This is a genomic window from Acinetobacter sp. Tr-809, from assembly GCF_011753255.1.
Classification (GTDB): Bacteria; Pseudomonadota; Gammaproteobacteria; order Pseudomonadales; family Moraxellaceae; genus Acinetobacter.
In genome coordinates, this window is sequence record NZ_VWVZ01000004.1 from 371689 (window position 1) to 395841 (window position 24153).

Annotated in this window: 24 protein-coding genes and 1 other RNA gene; 14 read left to right on the forward strand and 11 right to left on the reverse strand. The window is 41.0% G+C overall.

Going from position 1 to position 24153, the window contains the following annotated elements:
* Positions 1-32: 32 nt before the first annotated feature.
* On the reverse strand, positions 33-896 hold the full coding sequence (locus F3J02_RS11565) for a YbgF trimerization domain-containing protein (protein WP_167249435.1): 864 nt from the start codon (positions 894-896) through the stop codon (positions 33-35).
* A 322-nt stretch (positions 897-1218) separates the two neighbouring features.
* On the opposite strand from F3J02_RS11565, the gene ffs reads away from it, so the two are divergent.
* Positions 1219-1315, forward strand: an RNA gene (gene ffs, locus F3J02_RS11570) — signal recognition particle sRNA small type.
* A 10-nt stretch (positions 1316-1325) separates the two neighbouring features.
* Here the strand turns inward: ffs and F3J02_RS11575 are convergent.
* From F3J02_RS11575 to F3J02_RS11590, 4 genes are all read right to left on the reverse strand, one after another.
* Positions 1326-1808 (reverse strand): regulatory protein RecX, encoded by a 483-nt coding sequence (locus F3J02_RS11575; protein WP_167249437.1) that lies wholly within the window; start codon positions 1806-1808, stop codon positions 1326-1328.
* A gap of 46 nt (positions 1809-1854) precedes the next feature.
* Positions 1855-2901 (reverse strand): recombinase RecA, encoded by a 1047-nt coding sequence (recA, locus tag F3J02_RS11580; protein ID WP_167249439.1) that lies wholly within the window; start codon positions 2899-2901, stop codon positions 1855-1857.
* Between the two features lie 169 nt (positions 2902-3070).
* Positions 3071-3499, reverse strand: coding sequence for an RNA-binding S4 domain-containing protein (locus F3J02_RS11585; RefSeq protein ID WP_167249441.1), 429 nt, complete (start codon positions 3497-3499; stop codon positions 3071-3073).
* Positions 3483-4184: an HAD-IA family hydrolase gene (locus F3J02_RS11590; protein ID WP_167249443.1), complete on the reverse strand. Its 702-nt coding sequence runs from the start codon at positions 4182-4184 to the stop codon at positions 3483-3485. Before F3J02_RS11590 ends, F3J02_RS11585 begins: the two co-directional genes overlap by 17 nt.
* Before the next feature lie 11 nt (positions 4185-4195).
* Here F3J02_RS11590 and F3J02_RS11595 point away from each other — a divergent pair, with 11 nt between their 5' ends.
* The 4 genes from F3J02_RS11595 (at position 4196) to F3J02_RS11610 (ending at position 10357) form a co-directional block, all read left to right on the forward strand.
* On the forward strand, positions 4196-5053 hold the full coding sequence (locus F3J02_RS11595; RefSeq protein WP_167249445.1) for a 3'(2'),5'-bisphosphate nucleotidase CysQ family protein: 858 nt from the start codon (positions 4196-4198) through the stop codon (positions 5051-5053).
* A 51-nt stretch (positions 5054-5104) separates the two neighbouring features.
* Positions 5105-5836: a histidine phosphatase family protein gene (locus tag F3J02_RS11600; RefSeq protein ID WP_167249447.1), complete on the forward strand. Its 732-nt coding sequence runs from the start codon at positions 5105-5107 to the stop codon at positions 5834-5836.
* A gap of 197 nt (positions 5837-6033) precedes the next feature.
* Complete coding sequence (locus F3J02_RS11605) at positions 6034-8904, forward strand: M66 family metalloprotease (RefSeq protein ID WP_167249449.1); 2871 nt, start codon at positions 6034-6036, stop codon at positions 8902-8904.
* Between the two features lie 184 nt (positions 8905-9088).
* Positions 9089-10357: a hypothetical protein gene (locus F3J02_RS11610; protein ID WP_167249451.1), complete on the forward strand. Its 1269-nt coding sequence runs from the start codon at positions 9089-9091 to the stop codon at positions 10355-10357.
* A gap of 48 nt (positions 10358-10405) precedes the next feature.
* Here F3J02_RS11610 and rpsT read toward each other — a convergent pair whose 3' ends face one another.
* Positions 10406-10672: a 30S ribosomal protein S20 gene (gene rpsT / locus F3J02_RS11615; RefSeq protein WP_004807943.1), complete on the reverse strand. Its 267-nt coding sequence runs from the start codon at positions 10670-10672 to the stop codon at positions 10406-10408.
* A 213-nt stretch (positions 10673-10885) separates the two neighbouring features.
* On the opposite strand from rpsT, the gene F3J02_RS11620 reads away from it, so the two are divergent.
* The 4 genes from F3J02_RS11620 (at position 10886) to F3J02_RS11635 (ending at position 13351) form a co-directional block, all read left to right on the forward strand.
* Complete coding sequence (locus F3J02_RS11620) at positions 10886-11551, forward strand: nucleoside-diphosphate sugar epimerase (RefSeq protein WP_167249453.1); 666 nt, start codon at positions 10886-10888, stop codon at positions 11549-11551.
* 12 nt (positions 11552-11563) lie between these two features.
* On the forward strand, positions 11564-12076 hold the full coding sequence (gene rraA / locus F3J02_RS11625; protein WP_167249455.1) for a ribonuclease E activity regulator RraA: 513 nt from the start codon (positions 11564-11566) through the stop codon (positions 12074-12076).
* 12 nt (positions 12077-12088) lie between these two features.
* The gene (locus F3J02_RS11630) at positions 12089-12877 is read left to right on the forward strand and encodes a glutathione S-transferase N-terminal domain-containing protein (RefSeq protein WP_167249457.1); all 789 of its coding nucleotides are present in this window, start codon (positions 12089-12091) and stop codon (positions 12875-12877) included.
* A 120-nt stretch (positions 12878-12997) separates the two neighbouring features.
* Entirely contained in the window at positions 12998-13351 is a 354-nt protein-coding gene (locus tag F3J02_RS11635; protein WP_167249459.1) for a hypothetical protein, read from the forward strand.
* Positions 13352-13438: 87 nt separating this feature from the next.
* Here the strand turns inward: F3J02_RS11635 and F3J02_RS11640 are convergent, their stop codons facing one another.
* The gene (locus tag F3J02_RS11640) at positions 13439-14974 is read right to left on the reverse strand and encodes an acetyl-CoA C-acetyltransferase (RefSeq protein ID WP_167249462.1); all 1536 of its coding nucleotides are present in this window, start codon (positions 14972-14974) and stop codon (positions 13439-13441) included.
* A 223-nt stretch (positions 14975-15197) separates the two neighbouring features.
* Between F3J02_RS11640 and F3J02_RS11645 the strand changes: the two genes are divergently transcribed.
* The 3 genes from F3J02_RS11645 (at position 15198) to F3J02_RS11655 (ending at position 18938) form a co-directional block, all read left to right on the forward strand.
* A complete protein-coding gene (locus F3J02_RS11645; protein WP_005316327.1) occupies positions 15198-16589 on the forward strand; it encodes a 3-oxoacyl-ACP reductase in 1392 nt (463 codons plus the stop codon).
* 158 nt (positions 16590-16747) lie between these two features.
* On the forward strand, positions 16748-17602 hold the full coding sequence (locus F3J02_RS11650) for a MaoC family dehydratase (protein ID WP_167249464.1): 855 nt from the start codon (positions 16748-16750) through the stop codon (positions 17600-17602).
* An 82-nt stretch (positions 17603-17684) separates the two neighbouring features.
* Positions 17685-18938, forward strand: a complete 1254-nt coding sequence (locus F3J02_RS11655; RefSeq protein WP_167249466.1) for a serine hydrolase domain-containing protein — start codon at positions 17685-17687, stop codon at positions 18936-18938.
* Here the strand turns inward: F3J02_RS11655 and F3J02_RS11660 are convergent.
* Positions 18935-19453: a GNAT family N-acetyltransferase gene (locus F3J02_RS11660; protein WP_167249468.1), complete on the reverse strand. Its 519-nt coding sequence runs from the start codon at positions 19451-19453 to the stop codon at positions 18935-18937. The two genes, F3J02_RS11655 and F3J02_RS11660, sit on opposite strands and share 4 nt — an antisense overlap.
* Before the next feature lie 7 nt (positions 19454-19460).
* A complete protein-coding gene (locus F3J02_RS11665) occupies positions 19461-20051 on the reverse strand; it encodes a TetR family transcriptional regulator (protein WP_167249470.1) in 591 nt (196 codons plus the stop codon).
* 126 nt (positions 20052-20177) lie between these two features.
* On the opposite strand from F3J02_RS11665, the gene F3J02_RS11670 reads away from it, so the two are divergent.
* Entirely contained in the window at positions 20178-21668 is a 1491-nt protein-coding gene (locus F3J02_RS11670; RefSeq protein WP_167249472.1) for an MFS transporter, read from the forward strand.
* Between the two features lie 41 nt (positions 21669-21709).
* Here F3J02_RS11670 and F3J02_RS11675 read toward each other — a convergent pair whose 3' ends face one another.
* Positions 21710-22303, reverse strand: coding sequence for a Maf family protein (locus F3J02_RS11675; protein WP_167249474.1), 594 nt, complete (start codon positions 22301-22303; stop codon positions 21710-21712).
* Positions 22303-22686, reverse strand: a complete 384-nt coding sequence (locus F3J02_RS11680) for a DUF2237 family protein (protein ID WP_004653014.1) — start codon at positions 22684-22686, stop codon at positions 22303-22305. Before F3J02_RS11680 ends, F3J02_RS11675 begins: the two co-directional genes overlap by 1 nt.
* A gap of 139 nt (positions 22687-22825) precedes the next feature.
* Here F3J02_RS11680 and F3J02_RS11685 point away from each other — a divergent pair, with 139 nt between their 5' ends.
* Complete coding sequence (locus F3J02_RS11685) at positions 22826-24013, forward strand: phosphoglycerate kinase (protein ID WP_167249476.1); 1188 nt, start codon at positions 22826-22828, stop codon at positions 24011-24013.
* Positions 24014-24153 lie beyond the last annotated feature (140 nt).

Here is a 24153-nt window from a genome sequence, read left to right on the forward strand (position 1 = left end):
ATATCAACTGGCTTTTTTATTGGCTGCTGTAATTATTTTTTCTGAATAAATTTGGCTTCTTCAGATTGTGGGTATTGGCTGAGCAGTTTGCTTCTATATTGATTTGCTAAAGCAGTATTTTTATCTACCTCTTTGGCAATACTATATAGCTGATAAACCGCACGAGATGCTTTAGCTGAATTAGGGTAGCGTGTGGCTACAATATTGTAGTTTTGCTTGGCTGCTTTATAGTCTACTGGCTCAACAGCCAAATAAAATTCAGCTAACCAAAAATATGCATTGCCAACATAGATACCATTGGGGTGGTTTTTAATGAAGTTTTGCATTGGTTGGATTGCTTTTTTTGCACCACCTTGTTTATAGGCGTCAAGCGCAACGGTATAGGCTGCTTTTTCTAACTCGATTTGGTTGGTGGTATTGCTTGTTGTTGCTGTATTCGCTGGTGGTTGGGCAGCAGATGGTTGTTGTGCTTTAGCTGCTGGTGCTGTTTGTTGCTGCTGTACTGGTGCCGTTGGTGCGATCGCAGGTGCAGCGGCTTCTACATTGTTTGTTGCAGTTGCAGCGGTTGCATCTTGGGCTTCAGGGTTATCTTCTGGTGGATCAATTTTTTGTGAAAGTAACTCTAAGCGCTGATCAAGATCAGTATAGCGATTGGTGAGTTCTTTTTTCAATTGTTCGATCGAATTATCATGTTCTTCAAGTTGACCACGTAACTTACGAATTTCTTCTTCAAGCTTCTGGTTCTTTTGCATGATTTCCCAGTTTAGACTTGGAGAGCCTGCAACAACGTTATTGGCTTGCTGTTGGCTTAAAGAGCGCGATTCAATTGGAACATTGGCATATAAATGCGCACTACTGAGCAGGGCAATAAAAAGTACGGAATGCTTTTTTAGCATAAAAATTCATCCATAAGTTGAAAATAAAGCTGTGGTCGAACAAGTCTTCACTTTTACTTGTAACACACGAGATATAGATTTTTGATCTAGCCATTAAAACAGCAACTCATTTAAATGCAATAAGCATTTACAATCTTCAAGCATTTTTGAAGAGAAATGCGGGGGTGTTGTTTAATGTTTGTGCATGTTGAAAATAAATAGATAACAAATATATAGCAGTTGATGATGAATTAGGCAGTTGAATTGAAAACTCACTGAAAAACAGTAACAAGTCTTGCAACTCGGGTAAAAATCTCTATACTTTGTCAGGCAATGGTAGCCCTGCTGGTAGCTTCGCAATTGTACTCTACGAACTCCGCCAGGACCGGAAGGTAGCAACGGTAGTAGAACTATGATGTGCCGAAGTCATGCTGGTGGGGCTGCCACCATTTATTCCTCTTCGCTCGTTCGAGCAATCGCTTTCATAATTACCCCCATATCAAAACCACGATATTGTAAAAATCGAATCTGTTTTGCTTTGATTTTTGGATCAGTCACGACTTCTTGTCCAAATTTTTTCAGTTTGAGCTGATAGGCTTGCTCGAGCCAATCTACTTCTTGAAGCTCTTCAGTAATTAGTTCTGTATCTAACTGCTTCGCTTTCAAAGCTTGTTTAATGCGTTGTAAGCCTTTGCCTTTTCTCAACTGGCTGGCTAACGTTAGTTCTGCCACACGTTGGTCACTTTGATAATTGTGTTGTGCTAATTCTTCAACTAGCTTTGCAACTTCTTCTGGATTGATTGCATAGAGATTAAGCTTGGTGATTAACTCAGCTTGTGAATAGTCACGACGGGTCAGTAGGGCAAAGGCATATGAGCGTAATCTCGAGCCTGTAAGAGTTTTAGGTTTTTCTGCTTTTTCAGAATTAAACACGTTTTATTTCCTCATTAAAGAAAAACGCCCCGAAGGGCGTTTCAGCTTAGCTTTCTAAGAAATCTGGTTCTTCTTCTTCAATGTCTGTACTTTCGGCTGGTTTGTTCTTGGTGAGAAGTTGTTCACGAATCAGCTTTTCAATTTCCTGAGCCATTTGTGAATTCTCTTCAAAGTGACGAATCACGTTATTCTTACCTTGACCAATTTTATTGCCTTGATATGAATACCAAGCACCTGCTTTTTGTACGATATCTTGTTGAACTGCGAGATCAACCAATTCACCGAGCTGGTTAGTCCCTTTACCATACATGATTTGGAACACAGCTTCTTTGAACGGAGGCGCCATTTTGTTTTTTACAACTTTAACGCGCGTTTCGTTACCTGTGATTTCGTCACCTTCTTTTACTTGACCAATACGACGAATATCTAAACGTACTGAAGCGTAGAATTTAAGTGCGTTACCACCCGTTGTGGTTTCAGGGCTACCAAACATCACACCAATCTTCATACGGATTTGGTTAATGAAGATCACCATACAGTTTGAACGCTTAGCATTACCCGTAATTTTACGAAGTGCCTGACTCATTAATCGTGCTTGTAAGCCCATATGTGAGTCACCCATTTCGCCTTCAATTTCGGCTTTCGGGGTCAATGCTGCAACAGAGTCGACAACGATCAGATCAATTGCACCTGAGCGAACCAACATGTCAGCGATTTCGAGCGCTTGTTCACCGTGATCTGGTTGTGACACCAATAGATTGTCAATATCAACACCGAGTTTACGTGCGTATTCTGGATCTAATGCATGCTCGGCATCGATAAAGGCACATGTACCGCCATTTTTTTGACATTGTGCAATTGCTTGCAGTGTCATGGTCGTTTTACCTGAAGATTCAGGACCGTAAATTTCGATGATACGGCCTTTAGGTAATCCGCCAATCCCTAATGCGATATCGAGTGTTAAAGAACCTGTAGATACAGCTTCAACTGCTTGTACAGTGTTATCACCTAAGCGCATCACTGTATTTTTGCCAAATTGCTTTTCAATTTGACTTAATGCAGCTTGTAACGCCTTACTTTTATTATCATCCATCTCAAAACCTCAAAACTTTATTTCTTAACGACTAACCCAAGTGGATGTATTGAATCTCAACTTGTTGGGACTTGGGTATAGTGGCAGATTCTAGTTGTTAATTCTACATCTGATCTGTGACTGTGCGACACAAGATGACGTATCCAAAATGAGAAAAAATCCACCCAATCTATTCATCATGATAAGACCAAGACTGAACATTTTCTTGTTTAAAACGATTGATATCACGACGATCTTTTTTACTTGGTCGATGATCTGGTCGGGCTAGATTATGCAATTTTCGTTGCGATGCATGCAACTCTCTACGCGCAATACTTTCCGTTGTTTCTTCATAAAGCAGTTGAGCGGCTGGTGCACCACCACGTACAGAAGAAAGTGCTTTCACAACCACGGTTTTTTTCTCGAAACCTTGTTGAATGGTCAATTCCATCCCAATACGCACATCTCTAGACACTTTCACCCGATCATTGTTGTGATGAACTTTGCCACCTTCAATCGCGGTTTTGGCTATCGAGCGTGTTTTAAAAAAACGTGCTGCCCAAAGCCATTTATCAATACGCATGGCATCCATGCTGTCTGTTTCATGCTGTTTTGGCATCTGTTACCTGTTGGTTGGTTTCAAGATAATCAAAAAGTTCGGTTAAATGGTCAAGTGCAGGATATGGCAGTTCGGTTGCAGCTTTTGCTGGTTTGTTACTTGAAGGCTGCAAGATACTGAATAATTGGGTAATACCAAAATCTTCAGCACCTTTAAGTACTGCAATCGTATCATCGATAAATACCGCTTGTGCGGGATCGAATGGGTGTGACTGTTGTAACTTTTGCCAAAAAGCGACTTCCTCTTTGGCATGCCCTAACTCTTCACTACTGACCATAAGTTCAAAGTAGGGGCTGAGTTCAACATTTTCAAGTTTCAGTTGTAGACCAGCGCGATCGGCATTGGTCAGTAACCAGCAACGATAACCTCTAGCTGTTAATTGCTGTAAGAGTTGGTGGCAGCCGATACGTGCACGAATTTTTTCACGATGTTCGTATTGCAGTTGTAAAACATCAACACCTACTTTAGCCGTCCAGTACGCCGAAGAATACCAAGATAGTGTATGCTTATGTTGTTGGTAGAATTGAAACAATGTTTGTTTACTTTGCTCCAGCGTACATTGATGTACTTGAGCGTGTCGTTCAGGCAAACAATGATTCCAAATAAAATCATCAAAGGCTAAATCGAGTAAGGTACCATCCATGTCAAACATGGCGATTGGCTGCTGTAAATCTGAATATGACATAAGGTTGGTCTATGTTTATTAAAACGCTTGCCCCACAAGATCAGTTAATTTCACAACTTGTTCCGATCATGGCACAGGCAAGTCAAATATTGTTGGAAGAATACCAAAGTTATTGTGCTGGTTGCGAGTTTAATATTCAGGAAAAAAGTGATGATTCACCTGTAACGCAGGCGGACTTAAAAGTAAATCACTTTTTATTAAAGCACTTAGCGAGCGTGACACCGCAATTACCAGTATTGTCAGAAGAGAGTGATTATTCTGCGAGAGCTGAATGGCAGCGTTGTTGGATGCTTGATCCACTTGATGGGACTAAAGAGTTTATCCATGAGCGTGATGAATTTACGATTAATTTGAGCTTGATTGATGGTCATGAAACAACTTTCGCCATTATTGCAGTGCCATGCGAGCAGGTGATGTACATTGGTTATACTTCTCAATTGCCTTATAAATATAGCTTTAGTCGACAAGAATGGTTTCAATACCAGATCGAAGAACATGATGTGGCATCACCACTTCAAATTGGTTTAAGCCATAACAGTAAAAACCCTAAATATAAAAATTTTATAGAACCAATTTTGCAGCATCGGGAAGTTGAGCGTCGTGAAGCTGGTAGTGCTTATAAGTTCTGTATGATGCTTGAAGGTGAAATTGACATTTATCCTCGTTTCCACCCGACATCAGAATGGGATACTAGTTCTGGGCAAGCTTTGCTTGAAAGCATTGGTGGTGGGTTGATGACCTTGGATCAAAAACCATTTCTATATAATCAGCGTGACACGGTCTTAAATGGTGGCTTTATCGCTTATCGAGATCAGCATTGCAAAAATATTGCATATGATGCGCTTAGTCGTTCTGGCATTTTAGATTGAGAGTTATATGGCTCATGCTATAGTGAGTTAAATTAAAGCTTGTATGTGAATATGACTCTACATTTATTGCCCAAAAGCATGTTTGAAGCAATTGATTTACTTCCAGATGCTTCTACACCTGTAACCTTATTTACACGTCATTCTTTGCGCGAATTGGTAAATGGTCAGGGTTTGGCTGGCTATGATTTGCAATTGACTGAACAAGGGCGGGATCTGGCTTATGCTTGGGGGCAATATTTAATTCAAAATACGGATCGAGCGATTCAGCATTGTATTTCTAGCCCGATTCAGCGCTGTGTGGATACTGCTGCTTTAATGATTGAAGGAGCTGATGAAACGCGCAAAGTTGTTAATACTCACCAAATAGAAATTGTTGAACAGCGTTTATTGGTTGAACCAGGCAGCTTTGTTCTGGATATACAGCAGGCAGCCCCTTATTTTCGTAAACAGGGTGCATTAGGTTTTATTAATAGCTTTGTCAATAATGCTTTACCTGGGATGAAACATCCAATTACGGGTGTATTTGATGTATTGGAATTGCTTTATCATACCCATCCGACCCAACAAAATGGTTTAAGTTTAGCTGTAAGTCATGACACGATTCTTGCTGCAATTGTTGCGGTGATCTCGGGTAAAAACCAAATTGAACAAACAGATTGGCCTGACATGATGGAAGGTTTGTTTGTATGGTTTGAGGGTGAGGACTTTAACAGTAGTAAGTTAAAATGGATTTGGCGTGGTAAGCGCGAAGAATTGACTATTCAAGATTTTAAAAACACCTAGAATAAAAAACAAACTATTTTTGCAGATAAACTGAACTTTTTATTTAAGTTGCAGTTCTTTTTTTATTTTTAAAAAATTAATCCCCCTTAATTACTTTAGCTGTTAGTATATATAAATGCATGATTTATATTAATTTTAACCAATTAACTTAATTTTTCATTAACGATAATTTATCAAGTTTTTCTTGGGGAAATGTGATGCAATTACAACTTAAGCATTTAACGGTTTGCCTGCTGTCGATCATGCTTGTCGCATGTGGCGGTGGTGGGGCTGATTCGGGTACAACAAATAATACTGAACCGCCAAAAAATGATCATGGTGCTGGAGGTGGAGCTAATCCTACACCAGGCGATGGAACCAACGAGTTACCGGGTGATGGAACGCCAGAGACTCCAAATAATGGTTCGGGAAATACAAAACCTGAAACACCAAATAATGGCAACACGGCAACAGAAACTCCGAGTCAAGGCGGAGGCGGGAATACAGAAACACCGTCTATTCCACCGGTAGCGGAAAAGTATCCAGAGCCTCGTAAAAACGTAATAGATGAATCGGTACTGGGTTTTTATGATTACGATAAACTTGGATTGCCACGGCTATTACGTAATGATTTAAATGGAAATTTTGCTGCTATGCTGCAATTTGCTCAAAGTCATGTGGTCAATCCTAAAAATAATGAAAAAGACTCAATGCCACGTCTAACGACAGAAAAAGATGCATTGTTATTGGTGACACCACTTGCCGAAATGGGGGATCTACAGAAACTACAAGTTGAGATTTATCAAGGCAATCAACTACTCAGAACGGTTAAATTGAAAGAGCCATCAAGAATTGCAGCCTCAGACCAGTCGAATAGTGATGGACGCCCACCTGTGAGTTACTCAAAAAGAGCGTGGACGGTTGCTTTGAAATGGAGTGAGATTCGTGCCGGGCTGCATCTTCGCGTGGTAGATCCGTTGAATAATCGTAGTGGTGATTTAACTGCGGACAATATTGATTTGGCTGCACCAGGGGAATTGGTGGTACAAAATATCCGTTTAGGTTTGTTAACGGATCCACCAAAGTCAACTGGTCACTATATGTTGCTTGAACCTGCAAAGGCGGGGACAGATTATTTTCAGACCATTCCTGCTGCACGTATGATCGTGACCAAATATGAGGATTTAAAGCTCAATAAAGTCATGGTCGCAAGTGGCGTAATCTATGACGCGGCAAGTGCAACCACTGGTGATGTTTATAATGGTGATATGCGTGAAAATACAGCTAAATCAACCTTTGGTGTGGGGATTAATTTAGCCAACTGGGGGGTCACCAGTGCTTCAATGGCAAGCCAAGAACAGCCGCAAATTACGCAAAGTGTGGTGGCGCATTATGCACGCGGTAAATATAGCAACGGTGAGGCAACTCATGGCTTAAGTGGCGGTAATGGTATGCTGACTTTGATTGACTCTGTAGGTAATGAGTTTAGTCATGAGATTGGTCATCATTATGGGTTGGGGCATTATCCAGGTTCTGTCGGGGATAATATGTTCTGGGCAGCACACCATGCAGATAGTGGTTGGGGCTATATCGCATTTAGAAATAAAATGCGCGGTAATCTCAATTGGACGACGACCAATTTAGGAGATGGTGCAAATGGTGTACCGAACTTCTTGAATAAATATGCCTATGGTTGGGATGCAATGTCTGGTGGTGCAACGGCAAGTAGCATTTCTAAATATACCCATTACACTGGTTATAGTACGTATTTAAAAATTCAACCTGCATTTGATCGTTATGTTTGGGATGCAACTTCCCCAACGGGTTATAAAAAATGGAATGCAACAACTCGGATGATGGAAGTTGCCCAGCCTAAAACACCAAACTCAAGTAATGTTTGGTATAACCGTGCGGATGGTAATTACTTGAAACCAAAAATGTTTGGTGTGCCAGTCTATACGATCTTGGGTGGATATGATCCAGAAGTGCAGGTTGGCTTAGTTTATCCTGCTGCGAAGGGCAACTGGGGTAATGTATTTGATCTACCGCAAGCCAATCCAAGTGCAGTAACCGCAAGTTGTTGGCTGAATGTGCAGTTTGCCAGTACGAGTCAAAATATCGCTTTAGCGCCACAGCGCATGAATTCAAATAGTAACGCCAATAAGTTCCATGTCAACCTTGCGCAAAGTGAGGCACCGCAGCAAGTGAGCTTGTATTGTAAAAAAGCCAATCAAGCGGCAGTACTACTTTCAAGTACATCTATTCCTACGAGTACAGTGGTTCTAACACCTGCAGTTGAAATTGGGAAAGAGGCTGAATATTCAGCCCTTAGAGCGATTGAGTTGCCTCAATTAGAGCAGGCTTTAGTCGAGAATAAAAACAAGCCAGTTGTAAATCTTTCGACGGATGCAAAATTATTATTTGATTCTTATAGAACCTTTAAAGATCAATTATCACCTGATGCTCAAAATGAGATGGTGCGTTATACCCAGCAGCAAATTAAGCTTTATCGACTCAATCGCTGGATTAATGTATATCGTTCGGACTTGACCAATTTAAATGCTGATGCATTAACTGCATTCCGTACTTTTGTTGAAAAGTTAGAGCTTAAAGGTGATTTGAATTTTGCATCAAGTACCAGTTTATTAAACAGAACCAATTGTTTAAAAGCTGAAAAGTTGGCGAATGGTGATTTAAATGCATTTATTAGTGGATCAACAGGCTGTGTCGGTGATGATTCCGAGAAATGGATTTATGATGCATTGGGTAAAATCCATAATAAGCAATATATAGATCAGTGCTTAACGACTACAGCTGGCAATGTTATCAACCTGACACCTTGTAGCAGTGCAAGTAGTCAAGTGTGGGAGCTTGATGCTACTGCACAAGCGATTAAGCAATCGAATCAGTGTTTTGATTTGGAAGGTGGTTATTTGACTAATAATCGTGCACGTTTAATTCGCTATCGTTGTACCAGTGGTGCGAATCAAAAATGGAGCATTCCAGTGATGAATAATAGCTTGGTGCTTGCTGGTTTGTCTGCGAAGAATCTGGTATTGGCGAGTAAGGTTTTACAATCTAGTCCTTAATGATTTGAGTGTTTTATCTCAAAGTCATAAATTGATGATATGAAGTCCTTTGGGACTTCATATTTTTTGATGGAAAAATTCTTAGAAAGTTGGAAAAATAATAAAAGTGTACTTTTAAAATGTATGAATTTTCGTCATGATATGAAAATAAAAAGCGAAACTTGACGCATAATTGGATAAAAAGATGTTATTAAACACGATTTACTTATGGGAGCCTGAAGTTTTTACAGGTAAAGTCCCTTCAGAAGATGATTCACATCAAGTTGCCTTTGAGCTGCATCAACAATATCGCAACATTGCAAGTCATGGTAGAACCTTGCAGGCATGGTTGGATTTATTTTCCAATAAGATTTGTGATCCACAATATCAGTCCTATTTTTCTGAACAGACGCAACAGTGGTTACAGGGAATCAGGGAGAGGTTTTCTCAAGGTTTGTATGCCAGTGTGCAACTTGATGTGCTAGCACATGAAGCACAGAATGATGCGGTATACCGGGTTTTTTATGAAGCAGTGCATGAAACAGGGATCGGCTTCTATGAGCCAAATTATAATGTTTGGGCTGTTGGGGAGTTGCAGTCGCCTGAAAATGCTGTTTCCAATATGCTACAGCCTTATTTGTTAGAGCCTTTGCAAATTAAACAGGTGTTGTCGATACCTGAGCCTGAGCTACCGAAACTCGGGAATAGTTTTCAAATCCCGCAGAGTATGCCTGAAGCGGAACAATTGATTAGCCATTGGTTTGAGCAACAGTGTTATACCCAAAATCTGAAGCTTGATGTATTTAATGTTGCGCATGACTTTATTTCGAATTGGGGCAATATCGGCCGACCAGAGTTGGCGTTGGATACAGGCTATCGCTGTTTTTTACTGACCCAAAAGCAGCTTGGTATTTTCTATCAGTTGAAAATGGTGCTTAGGAAATTAACAGTTAGTCCAATGCTGTCTTTTGCGATGGATTTTACTGATCGTTTTATTCCTGATCAATTGCAAGAGCATTTGCCTGAACGCTTGATTTTTCGTCTACGTTCGATGGATGTACATAAAAATACAGGGCAAAAAAATAATGTAGAGCCGAGTTTTGCGTTGATGGGTCGTTGGGATACACAAACAGATATTCAGAATTTTTTTACCAATTTGGATGCTTATATCAATTTCATTTTTTCAAATTTGGGGCAAGGTCGATTAGAGGTATTACAGGCTTGGGCTTATGGTGATATGCCAGCAGATCTTAAAATTGATTTAGATTTCCGTTTTGAGTTGATGATGATTGCATTAAGCCAAGATCAGTTATATTTGCAAGAACGTTATCAACAGCATAAGGCTTTGTTGATGCAGAGCAATGCCCGAGCGAGCGATTTGGGCTTGTTGGAGGAGAGTTATACATTATGTCAGAAGCTGCTCAAGATCGTGACAGAGGCGGGAACAGGCTTACAGCCTTATGTGAAAAATTAAAGGCAATAAAAAAGCCCGAAAAATTCGGGCTTTTTTATTTGCATCAAATTAGTTAGCTAATGCTTTAACTTGAGCGTTCAAGCGGCTCTTATGACGAGCAGCTTTATTTTTGTGGATGATGCCTTTATCAGCCATACGGTCGATTACAGGTACAGCTGTTTTGTAAGCTTCTGTAGCAACAGCATAATCACCAGCAGCGATCGCATTTACAGTACGTTTGATATAAGTACGAACCATAGAACGTAAGCTTGCGTTGTGTTTACGTGCTTTAACGTTTTGACGAGCACGTTTTTTAGCTTGAGCAGAGTTTGCCACTCGTGCACTCCTTGAAAATAAGTTGGTCTGGGCGGGCTGAAGTTAAAACCAATAAAACATTAGCAACATTCACCAGCCCGTAAACAAGTGCCATATTTTGAGGAAACTAAGCCGCGAAGTCAAGTCTTGTGATAGTTTTAAGTACATTTAACAGGTGAAAACTGTGCAAGAAAACGTTACATTAGCCTTAGTCATTGATTGGAACAAATAAAAATGAAAATAGGTGATAAAAAGGCAATCGTCATCGGTGCTACGGGTTTGGTCGGTCAAGCACTCATTGATGAGTTACAACATTCGGATGACTTCAATGCGATTACCGTCGTTGTCAGAAAAAATTCAGATACATTAAAAACTTACAGTAAAGTTAATCAGCTTGTTTTAGAGGATTTCTTATTACTCAATGATGAGGATGTCAGTACCTATACACATGCATTCAGCTGCTTGGGTAGCACCATAAAACAGGCAGGATCGAAAGAAGCATTTTATGCGATTGATTATGAAATTAATGCCCATTTTGCTGATCTAGTTCAGGACAAAAATATTCATTTATTAGTCGTGAGCGCGTTGGGAGCGAATGCTAATTCACCAGTTTTCTATAATAAAGTAAAAGGTGAGCTAGAAAATTATCTTAAAAGTCTGTCAATTTATAAGCTATCGATCTTCCAACCGTCATTATTAATTGGTAAACGAAGTGACGTGCGCTTGCTCGAAGATCTGGCACAGACGGCATTTAAGCTGGTGGAAAAAGCGTGGACCAGACCGTTTAAACTTAAACCTGTAACGGCTGAGCAATTGGCGCATACTATGTTGTTTGCAGCACAAACGCAGACAGCTGCATTCAAACTCTATGACAATTTAAGCATACAACAAAGCAAATAATGGAGAATTTCAGTGACAACGATCCCTTTCGTAACTTGTGATTTGTTAGATGATAATCCTGAAAAAGATCTACAAGTCGTAATACCTTCTCTCGATGGTAAATTCTTTAAAAGTTATGGTGCACGTAAGACCTTTGGTGGGCAGGTGGTTACTGTAAAGTGTTTTGAAGATAACTCCCGTGTGAAAGAGCTGTTGGCAACTGATGGTGCTGGCAAAGTCTTAGTTGTTGATGGCGGTGCGTCAATGCGTTGTGCTTTGATGGGAGATTTGATTGCTGAATCTGCAGTAAAGCATCATTGGAATGGTGTGGTGATCTATGGTTGTGTACGTGATGTCGATGCGATTGCAGAATTGGATTTAGGCGTACATGCATTGGCTGCAATTCCGCAAAAAAGTAATCGTAAAGGCATAGGTGAAGTTGATATCACATTGTATTTTGGCAGTGTGACGATCAATTCTGGTGATTATCTTTATGCAGATAACAACGGTATTGTGATTGCAAAAGAAAAATTAGCCGACTGCTAAAAGGATAGCGTTATGTTGAAAATGGTGAATCATCAATTCAAGGTTTTACAATCTGTGCTTGCAAGTGTAATTGAGGGTGGGCGAGGCGTCTCTGGCACACCATTTCCAAATCAACCTGCAAAAGCACTCAAGCTCTATGAATTTGAGGGTTCTCCATTTTGTCGCCGTGTCCGCGAAGTCATCACTTTGCTGAATTTGGATGTGGAAATTTATCCATGTCCTAAAGGTGGTCAAAAGTACCGCCAAATTGTCAAAGCAAAGGGTGGGAAGCGTCAATTTCCATTCTTGATTGATGAAAATACAGGTGACCAATTATATGAGTCACAGCAGATTATTCATCATCTATTTAAGCATTATGGTAAAACGGGGCAGACACCGAAGAAATTTAGTCATTACCCAAAACTCCCTTATGTCTCTACTTTAGCAACAGTTGCTAATGCAGCGCGTGGTGTATGGATTAATCAGCAGATTGTTGATCGTCCTGCGCCAGTGCAATTATTAGAGCTGTGGAGCTTTGAGGCCAGTCCTTATACGCGTTTGGTACGCGAGGTTTTGACTGAGTTAGAACTGCCTTATATTTTGCATAATGTCTCAAAAGAACGTTGGCAGGATATGGGGCCAGCAGCTTTACGGTTAAAACCTGGAAAATATATTCCATTGCCTAATGGCAAACGTGAAAAGGTTGTAGCGGTGATGGGGAGAGATATTCAGGTTCCGTATTTGGTCGATCCCAATACTGGCGTAAAAATGTTTGAATCTGCCAAGATCATTGAATATTTAAAGATGCAGTACGGAAAATAAATGTTGAGAAAGCATCTTGCAGAAGATGCTTTTTTTATAGGTGGTTGTGATGTGAGTGTTGCTTGATTGGTCGTTTTAGCGGTTTAATACCAGTGAAAAGTAGAGTGATGTGATTGATCGATGTTAAGCCAGCTGAGCAACCTATTTAAAAGTTCTAAAGAGACACCTGAGCAGTTATTTTTAAAAGAACACGCTTTAGTATTTGATATAGAGCAGGGCGCGATTCTAAATGGCGTGGTGTTGAATGGGTTGAGCGTTCGTTTGGAATATTTCTCTAATCGGAAACTAGATCGATTTGATGATTTAGAAAAGCTATTTCGGATTGCACCACAAATTAATGAAAAGATTGACTTGGAATTGTATTCACAACGTTTTGTTGAGCGATTAGGAAATACAGAAGAGAATCTAAAAGAATTGAAGCAAGCGATTAAAGTGTTAAACGACTATTATGTGCAGTTTAAACGGGCGAGATAAATGCGTCTGTTGTTTAACTAGAAGAAACATTAAAAATAAAAAAAGCTGAATCATTTGATTCAGCTTTTTCTGTAGCTAGACGAACTATTATTTTTCAATAATCGCTGTTACACCTTGACCACCAGCAGCACAGATCGAAACGAGGATACGACCTGAACCTTTTTCATTTAAGATTTTTGCAGCAGTCGCGATGATACGACCACCTGTTGCAGCGAATGGGTGACCCGCAGCTAAAGAAGAACCCTTGATGTTTAGCTTGCTACGATCAATTGAACCTAAAGGTGCATCTAAACCTAAACGCTCTTTACAGAATTTTTCATCTTCCCAAGCTTTCAAAGTAGAAAGAACTTGTGATGCAAATGCTTCATGGATTTCATAGTAGTCGAAATCTTGAAGTTTAAGGCCAGCACGCTCAAGCATACGTGGAACTGCATAAGCAGGTGCCATCAATAAGCCTTCTTTCTTGCCAACGAAATCAACTGCAGCAGTTTCAGAGAAGGTTAGGTAAGCAAGTACTTCGTGACCATTTGCTTTAGCCCATTCTTCAGACGCTAAAAGTACACATGAAGCACCATCAGTCAACGGGGTAGAGTTACCCGCTGTCATGGTTGCAGCTTCGCCTTTACCAAAGACTGGTTTCAATTTTGCTAATTTCTCAGCAGTTGAGTCAGCACGTAAGTTGTTGTCACGACTTAAACCCAAGAATGGCGTAATTAAATCATCGAAGAAACCTTCTTCGTATGCTTTTGCCATTTTCTGGTGAGAAGAAGCAGCTAAAGCATCTTGCTCTTCGCGTGGAATACCCCACTCAAGTGCAGTGATTGCTTGATGGTCACCCATAGATAAGCCAGTACGTGGCTCACCATTTTTAGGTGCATCCATAAGATCTTTAACATTAATTTTTGCTAAAGCTTTTAAACGGTCTTTACCTGTTTTAGCAATGTTAAGCTCAAGCAGGGCTTTACGTAAGCCGTCACCGAAAGCGATTGGTGCATCAGAAGTGGTATCAACACCACCTGCGATACCTACTTCGATTTGACCTAAAGCAATTTTGTTTGCTACAAGAAATGCTGCTTGTAAGCCTGTGCCACATGCTTGTTGAATGTCATATGCAGGAGTTTCAGGTGCAAGTTGAGTATTTAAAACACACTCACGAGTCATGTTGAAATCACGGCTGTGCTTTAATACTGCACCCGCAACCACTTCACCTAGGCGTTGACCTTGTAGGTTGAAGCGCTCAACCAAACCGTTTAACGCAGCTGTAAACATGTCGATGTTGGAAGCTGTGAAATAAGCGCCGTTAGAGCGAGCGAAAGGAATACGGTTACCGCCGATAATGGCAACACGGCGCACAGTGTTTTGGCTCATGGTTTTATCCTGTTGAACAGAAGGTTTGGTCGTTTTAGCTGCAGCTGCCTTCGTCGCTGTAGACGCAGCAGTGCTTTTTGTCGTACTTGCACTACGTGTTGTAGAGCGGGCACGCGTAGTTTTTGGTGTCGTCGTTGCCGCTTTAGATGTTGTGCTTGCAGTTTTACGTGAAGTTGAAGCTGCTTTTGATGTATTTGACACAGTCTCTTGAGCGGAAGTCTCGACTGCTGGATTTTCTTGAGTTGTTTTGCTCATAAGGCTTTTCCAAGCATAATTGCGATATTCTTGCTACAAACATACCATATTTCTAATACTGCTGTATTGACTAGAATGACGCTTGAGACCACATTCAGGTCAAGACATCCAGACATGAACTCAAGTATGATTTGCTATGAGTCAATCAGACATTGATTTCATGCCATATCCCAACATGATTCATGTGTTTGTAACAAATTCATTTGTATGAGAGATAATAACCATGACTGATCAGTACCAAGCATTTACACAATCACCTTTAGGTAAGTTTGTCGTAAAAAATCTAGGTTTACCATCACCAGTTGCGCTAGATCGTTTTGAAAGTGCTCAACCAGTTGTAAATGGTGCAGTATTGCTTGGCGCGGCACCATCAAGCACGATTTCTGCTGCGATTGCTCAAGTTCTTAGCAATATTCATGCAGATAGCTATGTGGGCAATAATGTTGAATTACAACAAACTGCTGCAAAAGTAGGTTTAAACCTTCGTCCTCTTAATGCAGATGACAAAGAGTCTAAGTTTAAAGCCGTTGTATTTGATGCGTCTGGTATTCAAGATTCAGAACAATTAAAAGCGTTATATGACTTCTTTAATCCAATTGCGCGTCAAATTTCAAGTTCAGGACGTGTGATCGTGATTGGTACCACACCTGAAACAGCGAAAACAGTAAAACAAGCGATTGCACAACGTGCACTTGAAGGTTTTATCAAGTCTGTTGGTAAAGAATTCAAAAAGGGTATTACTGCACAAGTGGTCTATGTGGATCAAGGCGCAGAAGCAAACCTTGAATCAACTTTACGTTTCTTGATTTCACCACGTTCTGCTTATGTATCTGGTCAAGTGATCCGTGTGTCTAAAGCAGATGTTGTTGATTTGGACTGGGCAAAACCACTTGCAGGTAAAACCGCGTTGGTCACAGGTGCGAGTCGTGGTATTGGTGAAGCGATTGCGCATGTATTGGCGCGTGATGGTGCGCATGTGATTTGCTTAGATGTTCCACAACAACAAGCTGATTTAGAGCGTGTTGCGGGTTCAATCGGTGGTTCAGTATTGGCAATCGACATTACTGCTGCTGATGCGGGCGAGAAAATCAAGACGGCTGCTGCAAAACAAGGTGGCCTAGATGTGATTGTGCATAATGCAGGGATTACCCGTGACAAAACTTTGGCAAACATGAAGCCAGAGCTTTGGGATCTAGTCATCAACATCAACTTGTCAGCAATCGAGCGTGTTAACGATTACTTACTTTCTCATGATGGTTTAAACGCAAATGGTCGTATCGTTTGTGTATCATCAATCAGTGGAATCGCGGGTAACCTCGGTCAAACCAACTATGCTGTGTCAAAAGCAGGTGTGATTGGTTTGGTGAAATTTACTGCACCGACATTAAAGAATGGTATTACCATTAATGCGGTTGCACCAGGTTTCATTGAAACGCAAATGACTGCTGCAATTCCATTTGCGATTCGTGAAGCAGGTCGTCGTATGAACTCGATGAACCAAGGTGGTTTACCTGTAGATGTGGCTGAAGCAATTGCATGGTATGCATCAACTGGTTCAACAGGAGTAACAGGTAACGTTGTTCGCGTCTGCGGTCAAAGCTTGTTAGGTGCTTAAGAACTTCAAGCTATAAAATCTCCCTTGCGGAGCGAATACTCCTCACCCTCTTTAAAAAGAGGGGAATTCCTAAAAATTAAAACCTGTATAATTTGTGGAAGCTCCCTCCTTTATGAAAGGAGGGTTGGGGAGGATTCCTAAAATATAAAAGGTTTATTATGAATACACGTCATTTTAGTCAGTTGCCAAAACCTTATTTAGCTTATCCAAAAGTCATTCAAGGTCTGATTTTTAAAAAGCCAAAGGGCGAAAAGGTATTGCCACAAGTTGAGTATGTGGTGGATACACTTAAGATTGATAGCAAACATTTAGAAAGTTATAACGAGATTTGTGGTTTTAAAAATGATGGTTTCGTACCAGCAATCTATTTGGCAGTTTTGTCGCAAAGTTTGCAAATGCACATGATGACCAGTGAAGCATTTCCATTCCCGATCTTGGGTTTGGTGCATATTCGTAACCAAATCAAGCAAACTCGCAAAATTGCTGTGAATGAGCAAATCACTTTATCGTGCAAGTTTGGCGAGCTAAAACCGCATGACAAAGGTTTACAGTTTGATTTCATCACGACTGCGAAAGTCGGTGGTGAAGTGGTGATGGAAAGTTTAACCACTTATTTATCACGCCAAAAAACTGAGAAAAAAGTGACTGAAAAAGCAAAAGAAGTGAAAGAACCTGCTTATCAGCCACAAGCAGAATGGAATATTTCTGAAAACACAGGTCGTCGTTATGCCGTGATTTCGGGTGATTTTAACTTGATTCATATCCATGCTGTAACTGCAAAAGCTTTTGGCTTTAAACAGGCGATTGCACATGGTATGTGGAGCAAGGCAAAAGCCTTAGCTAGCATTGAATTACCTGCGGCTTATGAGGCAGATGTTTGGTTTAAACTACCGATGTTCTTACCATCTACGGTGGAGTTTTTAACTGCAGCCGAGCCAAAACAAACAGATTTCTTGATTCGTAATGTGAAATCTAAAAAGCCGCATGTCGCAGGTACAGTGAAAGCACTCTAATCACGATCATGTCGTGTAAATGCTCCCTGTTGTTCGCAACAGGGATATTATAAGAAACATAAATATCATAAGGAATTGAGCTTTGATTAAAGAAATTCTATTTGCCGATACGCATAATTATCACGGTAGTGTTGATGAACGTTTCATTGACTTGGCGAGCCAATTTAGTCGTCTACAAGATGCACGTAGCCAGCAAGGCGGTGCAGCACTGGTGGTGTATTTCCAAGGTCAAAAAGTTGTTGATATTTTTACGGGGAAGAAATCTCAAGAAGAAGATTGGCAATCCAATACCTTGGCGATGTGTTATTCAACAGGGAAAGGGATTCTGGCGACACTTGCGCACATTTTGGTGAGTGAAGGGGTGCTGGATTACGAGCAACCGATTGCACATTACTGGCCAGAGTTTGCCCAAAACGGTAAAGCTAATATTAGCTTACGTCATGTTTTATCACATCAAAGTGGTCTATTTGATATTCGCAATACCATTGAAACAGCGACTGAAATGCTGGATTGGTCGCATATGCTGGATGTGATGGCAGCAGCGACACCACGTTTTGCTGCTGGACAAAGTTTTGCCTATCAGCCTTTGACCTATGGGTGGATTTTGGGTGGTGTGCTTGAGAAAGCAGCTAAACAGCCGTTAAGTTGGCTTATGCAGCGTTACCTAGTACAACCGCTTGAATTGGATGGCGCGTATTTTGGGACACCAACATCGGAATTAAATCGTGTTGCGCGTTTGTTGGAACAGCCAAAAATGGCATCTCAAGCTAAACCTCAGCATAAGAAAGACAGTCAGCCACGTAAAGCATCTTTATCGGAAAGATTGTTAGAGCTTTCAGGACAAAGCCCGCAAGATTTTCAGGATGCCATGATTCCTAAAGGGATGCGCAATTTTAGCTTCTATAGTGATGCAGGATTGCAAGCTGTTATTCCTGCGGCCAATGGGGTATTTACAGCAGATAGTTTGGCCAGAGTCTATGCAATGCTCGCCAATCAAGGGCAGTGGCAGGGTCAGCAGCTGATTCGCCCAGAAGTATTTAAGCAACTCAGTACGGTACAAAGCAAAGCCCGTGATCGCGTGATGCCGATTCCAATGCATTGGCGTTTGGGTTATCACCGTATTTTAACGATGGGCAAACGTGCACCGCATGGTTTTGGACATGTCGGCTTTAATGGCTCAGGAGCATGGTGTGATTTTGAGCGTGAACTCAGTTTTGCTTATACCCATAATTTTAATGTGACTTCGGCAACAGGGGATTATCGTTTGTGGGGTTTAAGCCAAGAAACGCTACGCTGTGCAGATGAAATACGAACAGGTCGAAAAGGCTGGTTTTAATTCGCCTTTGTTTGATAGGGTGGAATGTGGTAAATCACCGCCTCGTATTTCCTTTCAGTTTTATACGCAGCCACTGTCCCACCTAAAAATTCAGCCAGTTTACGACTTGGCTGATTATCCACTGCAACAGGGTATAAGAAATATTGGGTAGAGAGATGTGTAGAAGCCCAACGGAATACTTCTAAAATCGCTTCTTTGGCAAAGCCTTGATTGTGGTAATCTTCCCGAATCCATAGTCCTAGTTCGGGTGTTGCGGTCTGCATTCGATGCACACCGATAAGACCAATAAACGCCTGATCTTGTTTACGACGTAACACAAAATGTCGGTCGGTATTTTTTGCTTCTGCCAATAACCATTGTTGACCAATTTTTTCTTGCTCAGTGAAGCTTTGAGCAGGTTCCCAAGCCATATAACGGGTTAATGTTGTTGTTACACAAGGATAGATATCAGCAAGATCATCCATTTGAAATACAAATAAATCGAGTCTTGCTGTTTGTAATAATGCTCGTTTCATTGTTTACTCATTTTGATTTTTTAAATAGTTCTGCTTGAATAATGGCTTCGGTGTGGCGTTTAAAATCGTTTTCATTTAAGCCAATCAACCCCAGTTTGTAAATCCCTTCTAGACCACAGACAAATGCAATTAGTCGCCATGCGATGTCATCGCTATTGGTCTCAAAATGAAATTCACCTAATGTTTGGCCTTCATCAATCATCCGTACAATTGAACGATGCCAGTCTTGCATGGCAATATTATAGGCCCGTTTTATTTCTTCATCTTGATCAATAAGGACTTCAGCTTCATTCCATAATCTTAAATAAGGCTGGATTTGCTCAATATTTTCGCAACCAAGTAACAAGGAAAGGCGTTGCAAAGCGTTGACTGTACTGACTTGATTTTCAATTTCGTCTAGTTGTTGCATCAATTTGATAAAGGCTTCTGCTTTTAAATGCGAGCTGGAAGCAAAATGGTGATGTACTTGTCCTGTAGATGTTTGGGCTTCAGTGGCAATACGGCGAACCGTCATGGCGGAAAAACCTTCGTTTAATGCGACCTGCATCGCAGCTTGTAAAATCATTTCACGACGTTGTTCGCGGTTTAAATAAGCCATTCTTTTTTAGCACCTATGAGTACATACAAATCAGAGACAAATTAACTCAACTTTAAAAGTTGGACAAGTGTTCAATTTTGGTTATAATAACGCCAACTTGAACAATTGTCCAATTTAGAGGCATTTATGTCACGCAAGTGGTTAATTCTTGCAATCGTTGTACTGATTTATCTTCCTGTATCAATTGATGCAACCGTTTTACATGTGGCGACACCGACGTTGAGTGAGTCACTTTCATTATCTGCAAATGAGTTGCTGTGGATTATTGATATTTATTCCTTGGTCATGGCAGGTTTGATCTTGCCAATGGGTGCCTTGGGTGATCGTATTGGCTTTAAAAAGCTCATGATCATCGGTGGTATCTTATTTGGCCTTGCATCATTGGCCGCTGCTTTTTCTTCAACAGCATATGCATTAATTGGTTCTCGCGCTTTATTGGCCGTTGGTGCAGCCATGATTTTGCCTGCCACTTTATCTGCGGTTCGTAATACTTTTCTTGATGAAAAACAGCGCAACTTTGCTTTAGGTGTTTGGGCAACTGTCGGTGGTGGTGGTGCTGCATTTGGCCCTTTGCTTGGCGGTTTCTTACTCGAGCACTTTCATTGGGGCTCAGTGTTCCTGATCAATGTTCCGATTATGATTGCTGTACTTGCTTTAACTGTCTTTGTGATTCCAAAGCAGGCAGGGCAACCTAAGCAGAATCTTAACTTGTTACAGGCCATTGTATTGGTGGTTGCGATCCTGAGCATGATCTATGCGGTTAAGACTGTGATGCACGGTTTTAGTATCTGGTCAGTTTTGATATTCGCAGTTGGTTTTAGTTTATTGATTGGCTTTATTCGTACACAGCTCACATCAACTTCTCCAATGATTGATATTCAATTATTCAAACATCCTGTCATTGCAACAGGTGTGGTGATGGCAATTGTATCAATGATGGCTTTGGTCGGATTCGAGTTACTGATTTCTCAGGAGTTGCAATTTGTTTACCAACTTTCACCATTGGCTGCTGGGGCATTTATTTTACCGTTTATGATTGCAATCAGTTTAGGCGGCCCAATCGCCAGTATGCTGGTCAACCGTTTCGGTCTGCGTTCAGTTGCATCGCTTGGTATGTTGATGAGTGCTTTAAGTTTATGGGGCTTGGCAAATACTGACTTTATGCAGTCGAAGATGCAGGTCTGGAGCTGGATGGTTGTTTTAGGCCTAAGTGTGGAAATTGCTTTATTGGCTTCAACCTCTGCCATTATGTCTTCAGTACCGCCAAGTAAGGCGACAGCAGCAGGGGCAATTGAGGGGATGGCGTATGAGTTGGGAGCTGGTTTAGGCATTGCCTTTTTCGGTCTGATGTTGTCATGGTTCTATGCCAACTCGATTGTGATACCAACTGATGTGCCGTCTAACATCATTGAACAGGTGAGCAGTTCAATTGGAGAGGCGGTTCAAGCTGCCAAGCAATTACAACCTGCAATTGCTGAACATGTTATCACAGCTGCGAAACAGGCCTTTAGCCAATCGCATCGTTCAGTGCTGAATGTGGCAGCGCTCTTATTCTTGATCTTGTCGATTTTTATTTGGTTTGCTTTACCAAAGCGAGTTACAGTGGTTGAAGAGTAATGGTTTATCCTCATCCAAACTGAGTTTGGATGAGGATACTCTTAAGGTACACTTATTCCAAACTGACGTAAGATCTTACACAGTTGAATCATTGGTAAACCCATCAATGTGGTTTGATCATCACCCACCATTTTTTCAAATAAGCTAATCCCCAAGCTTTCACATTTAAAACTACCCGCACAATGCAAGGGTTGGTCAATTGCAATATAACGCTCAATTTCTGCCAATGTCAGCTGGCGAAATTTAACTTGGTAATGTTCAACCAGTGTCGTTTCAAAGCCAGATTGCAAATGTTGAACACTGAGCGCGGTACTGAAAAAGACAATCTGACCTGAGTTTGCCTGCAATTGTTGAATGGCATTTTCAATGCTTAAGGGTTTACCTATAAAGTCATACGGAGCATGTTCACGCCAAGCCACTTGATCGGAACCAATCACAATCGCATCAGGATGTTGCTGAGCAATCACACCTGCTTTCTCAAAAGCAAGTCGTTTAGCCAAATCATCGGCATGTAGTTCACCTGATGCGGATTCATCAATATCAGGGGAGATACAGCGATAATCCAAGCTTAAACGATCCATCAGATCTTTACGGGTTTGACTGCTGGATGCCAAAATCAATTCATGTTGGTTCATTACACCGCGTATTCCACAAGGATATTCAAGGGAACATAATGCAGAACGGCATTGTGGCAAGCATTTAACTTAATTGGTGGTGCTTGTCCTGCTTGATAAGCTTCAACCCAACGTGTCACACAGATACACCAGAAGTCACCTGGTTTGAGACCTGGGAAGCCCACTTCAGGCAATGGTGTAATGAGGTCATTGCCGACTTTTTGTGAGAAATTTAGAAACTCAGAAGTCATTTGTGCACACATCGTATGCTGACCTAAATCTGTGACCGCTGTGTGGCAAAAGCCATTACGAAAATACCCAGTGATTGGGTCATAACAACAACTGGCTAAAGGTTCGCCAAGCACGTTTAAACGATTAATTTTTGGATCTGGATGAATTGACATAATAATAGAAAGATTTAGTGACGGTGATTATCATAATCAAAACTGAAGCTTTCGGCAGCTTTTCTGCAAAAAAACTCACCTTTATTTCAGAGAATCATTTAAAATTATGCCGTTTTTAAAATCAACTAGAGAGCCATCCATGAATTTTCAGCGCATGACTGATCTTGATTTAACAGGTAAACGTGTCCTTATTCGTGAAGACTTAAACGTTCCTGTAAAAAATGGGGAAATTACCAGTGATGCACGTTTACGTGCTGCATTGCCAACAATTAAAGCTGCTTTAGAAAAAGGCGCAGCAGTGATGGTGTTTTCTCATCTTGGTCGTCCTGTAGAGGGTGAGCCAAAACCAGAACAATCGCTTGCACCGGTTGCTGCTTATTTAAGTAAAGCTTTGGGTCAAGATGTTAAATTATTCACAGATTATTTAGATGGCGTTGAAGTGACTGCGGGTCAAGTTGTGTTACTTGAAAACGTTCGTTTCAACCACGGCGAAAAGAAAAATAACCAAGAACTTGCGAAGAAATACGCTGCATTATGCGATGTATTTGTTATGGATGCATTCGGTACAGCGCACCGCGCAGAAGCATCAACTGAAGGTGCAGCACGTTTTGCACCAATCGCAGCTGCGGGTCCTTTATTGGCAGCAGAGTTAGATGCACTTGGTCGTGCAATGCAAACCCCAGAAAAACCAATGGTTGCAATTGTTGCAGGCTCTAAAGTATCAACTAAACTTGATGTGTTGACTTCATTGTCTACAATCTGTGATCAATTGATCGTGGGTGGTGGTATTGCCAATACATTCTTGGCTGCAGCGGGCTTTAATGTCGGTAAATCACTTTACGAAGCAGATTTAGTTGAAACTGCCAAACAAATTGCTGCAAAAGTCAGTGTTCCATTACCTACTGATGTTGTGGTTGCAGATGCAAGCCAAATCAACTTTGAAGATTTCCTTGGTTCATTGGCAAGTGCACAAGCCGTTGTGAAGAAGGTTGCTGATGTAACTGATACTGATATGATTTTGGATGTTGGTCCTGAAACTGCTAAAGCATTTGCGGACATCTTAAAATCTTCAAAAACAATTCTTTGGAATGGCCCAGTGGGTGTGTTTGAAGTAGATCAATTCGGTGAAGGAACCAAAACACTTTCATTGGCGATTGCTGAATCTGCTGGTTTCTCGATTGCGGGTGGTGGTGACACATTGGCCGCGATTGATAAATATCAAGTTGCTGATCAAATTGGCTATATCTCAACAGGTGGCGGTGCATTCTTAGAATTCGTCGAAGGCAAAACTTTACCAGCGGTTGCGGTATTGCTTGAGCGTGCTTAATCAAGTTTTAATTTATTGATTAATCAAGAGATAGCTTTAAAAGAGTCGATTTAAATCGGCTCTTTTTACTTTTGCACAACGTTGTCGTCATCAAAATGTCACATATCTGAAATATGCTTGTCACAACTTAACCAAGTAAC

Coding starts and splice junctions, on each gene's coding strand:
- F3J02_RS11565 (WP_167249435.1), bottom strand. CDS start 896: ATGCTAAAAAAGCATTCCGTACTTTTTATTGCCCTGCTCAGTAGTGCG.
- recA (WP_167249439.1), bottom strand. CDS start 2,901: ATGGATGATAATAAAAGTAAGGCGTTACAAGCTGCATTAAGTCAAATT.
- F3J02_RS11585 (WP_167249441.1), bottom strand. CDS start 3,499: ATGCCAAAACAGCATGAAACAGACAGCATGGATGCCATGCGTATTGAT.
- F3J02_RS11590 (WP_167249443.1), bottom strand. CDS start 4,184: ATGTCATATTCAGATTTACAGCAGCCAATCGCCATGTTTGACATGGAT.
- F3J02_RS11595 (WP_167249445.1), top strand. CDS start 4,196: ATGTTTATTAAAACGCTTGCCCCACAAGATCAGTTAATTTCACAACTT.
- F3J02_RS11600 (WP_167249447.1), top strand. CDS start 5,105: ATGACTCTACATTTATTGCCCAAAAGCATGTTTGAAGCAATTGATTTA.
- F3J02_RS11605 (WP_167249449.1), top strand. CDS start 6,034: ATGCAATTACAACTTAAGCATTTAACGGTTTGCCTGCTGTCGATCATG.
- F3J02_RS11610 (WP_167249451.1), top strand. CDS start 9,089: ATGTTATTAAACACGATTTACTTATGGGAGCCTGAAGTTTTTACAGGT.
- F3J02_RS11620 (WP_167249453.1), top strand. CDS start 10,886: ATGAAAATAGGTGATAAAAAGGCAATCGTCATCGGTGCTACGGGTTTG.
- F3J02_RS11630 (WP_167249457.1), top strand. CDS start 12,089: ATGTTGAAAATGGTGAATCATCAATTCAAGGTTTTACAATCTGTGCTT.
- F3J02_RS11635 (WP_167249459.1), top strand. CDS start 12,998: ATGTTAAGCCAGCTGAGCAACCTATTTAAAAGTTCTAAAGAGACACCT.
- F3J02_RS11640 (WP_167249462.1), bottom strand. CDS start 14,974: ATGAGCAAAACAACTCAAGAAAATCCAGCAGTCGAGACTTCCGCTCAA.
- F3J02_RS11645 (WP_005316327.1), top strand. CDS start 15,198: ATGACTGATCAGTACCAAGCATTTACACAATCACCTTTAGGTAAGTTT.
- F3J02_RS11650 (WP_167249464.1), top strand. CDS start 16,748: ATGAATACACGTCATTTTAGTCAGTTGCCAAAACCTTATTTAGCTTAT.
- F3J02_RS11660 (WP_167249468.1), bottom strand. CDS start 19,453: ATGAAACGAGCATTATTACAAACAGCAAGACTCGATTTATTTGTATTT.
- F3J02_RS11665 (WP_167249470.1), bottom strand. CDS start 20,051: ATGGCTTATTTAAACCGCGAACAACGTCGTGAAATGATTTTACAAGCT.
- F3J02_RS11670 (WP_167249472.1), top strand. CDS start 20,178: ATGTCACGCAAGTGGTTAATTCTTGCAATCGTTGTACTGATTTATCTT.
- F3J02_RS11675 (WP_167249474.1), bottom strand. CDS start 22,303: ATGAACCAACATGAATTGATTTTGGCATCCAGCAGTCAAACCCGTAAA.
- F3J02_RS11680 (WP_004653014.1), bottom strand. CDS start 22,686: ATGTCAATTCATCCAGATCCAAAAATTAATCGTTTAAACGTGCTTGGC.
- F3J02_RS11685 (WP_167249476.1), top strand. CDS start 22,826: ATGAATTTTCAGCGCATGACTGATCTTGATTTAACAGGTAAACGTGTC.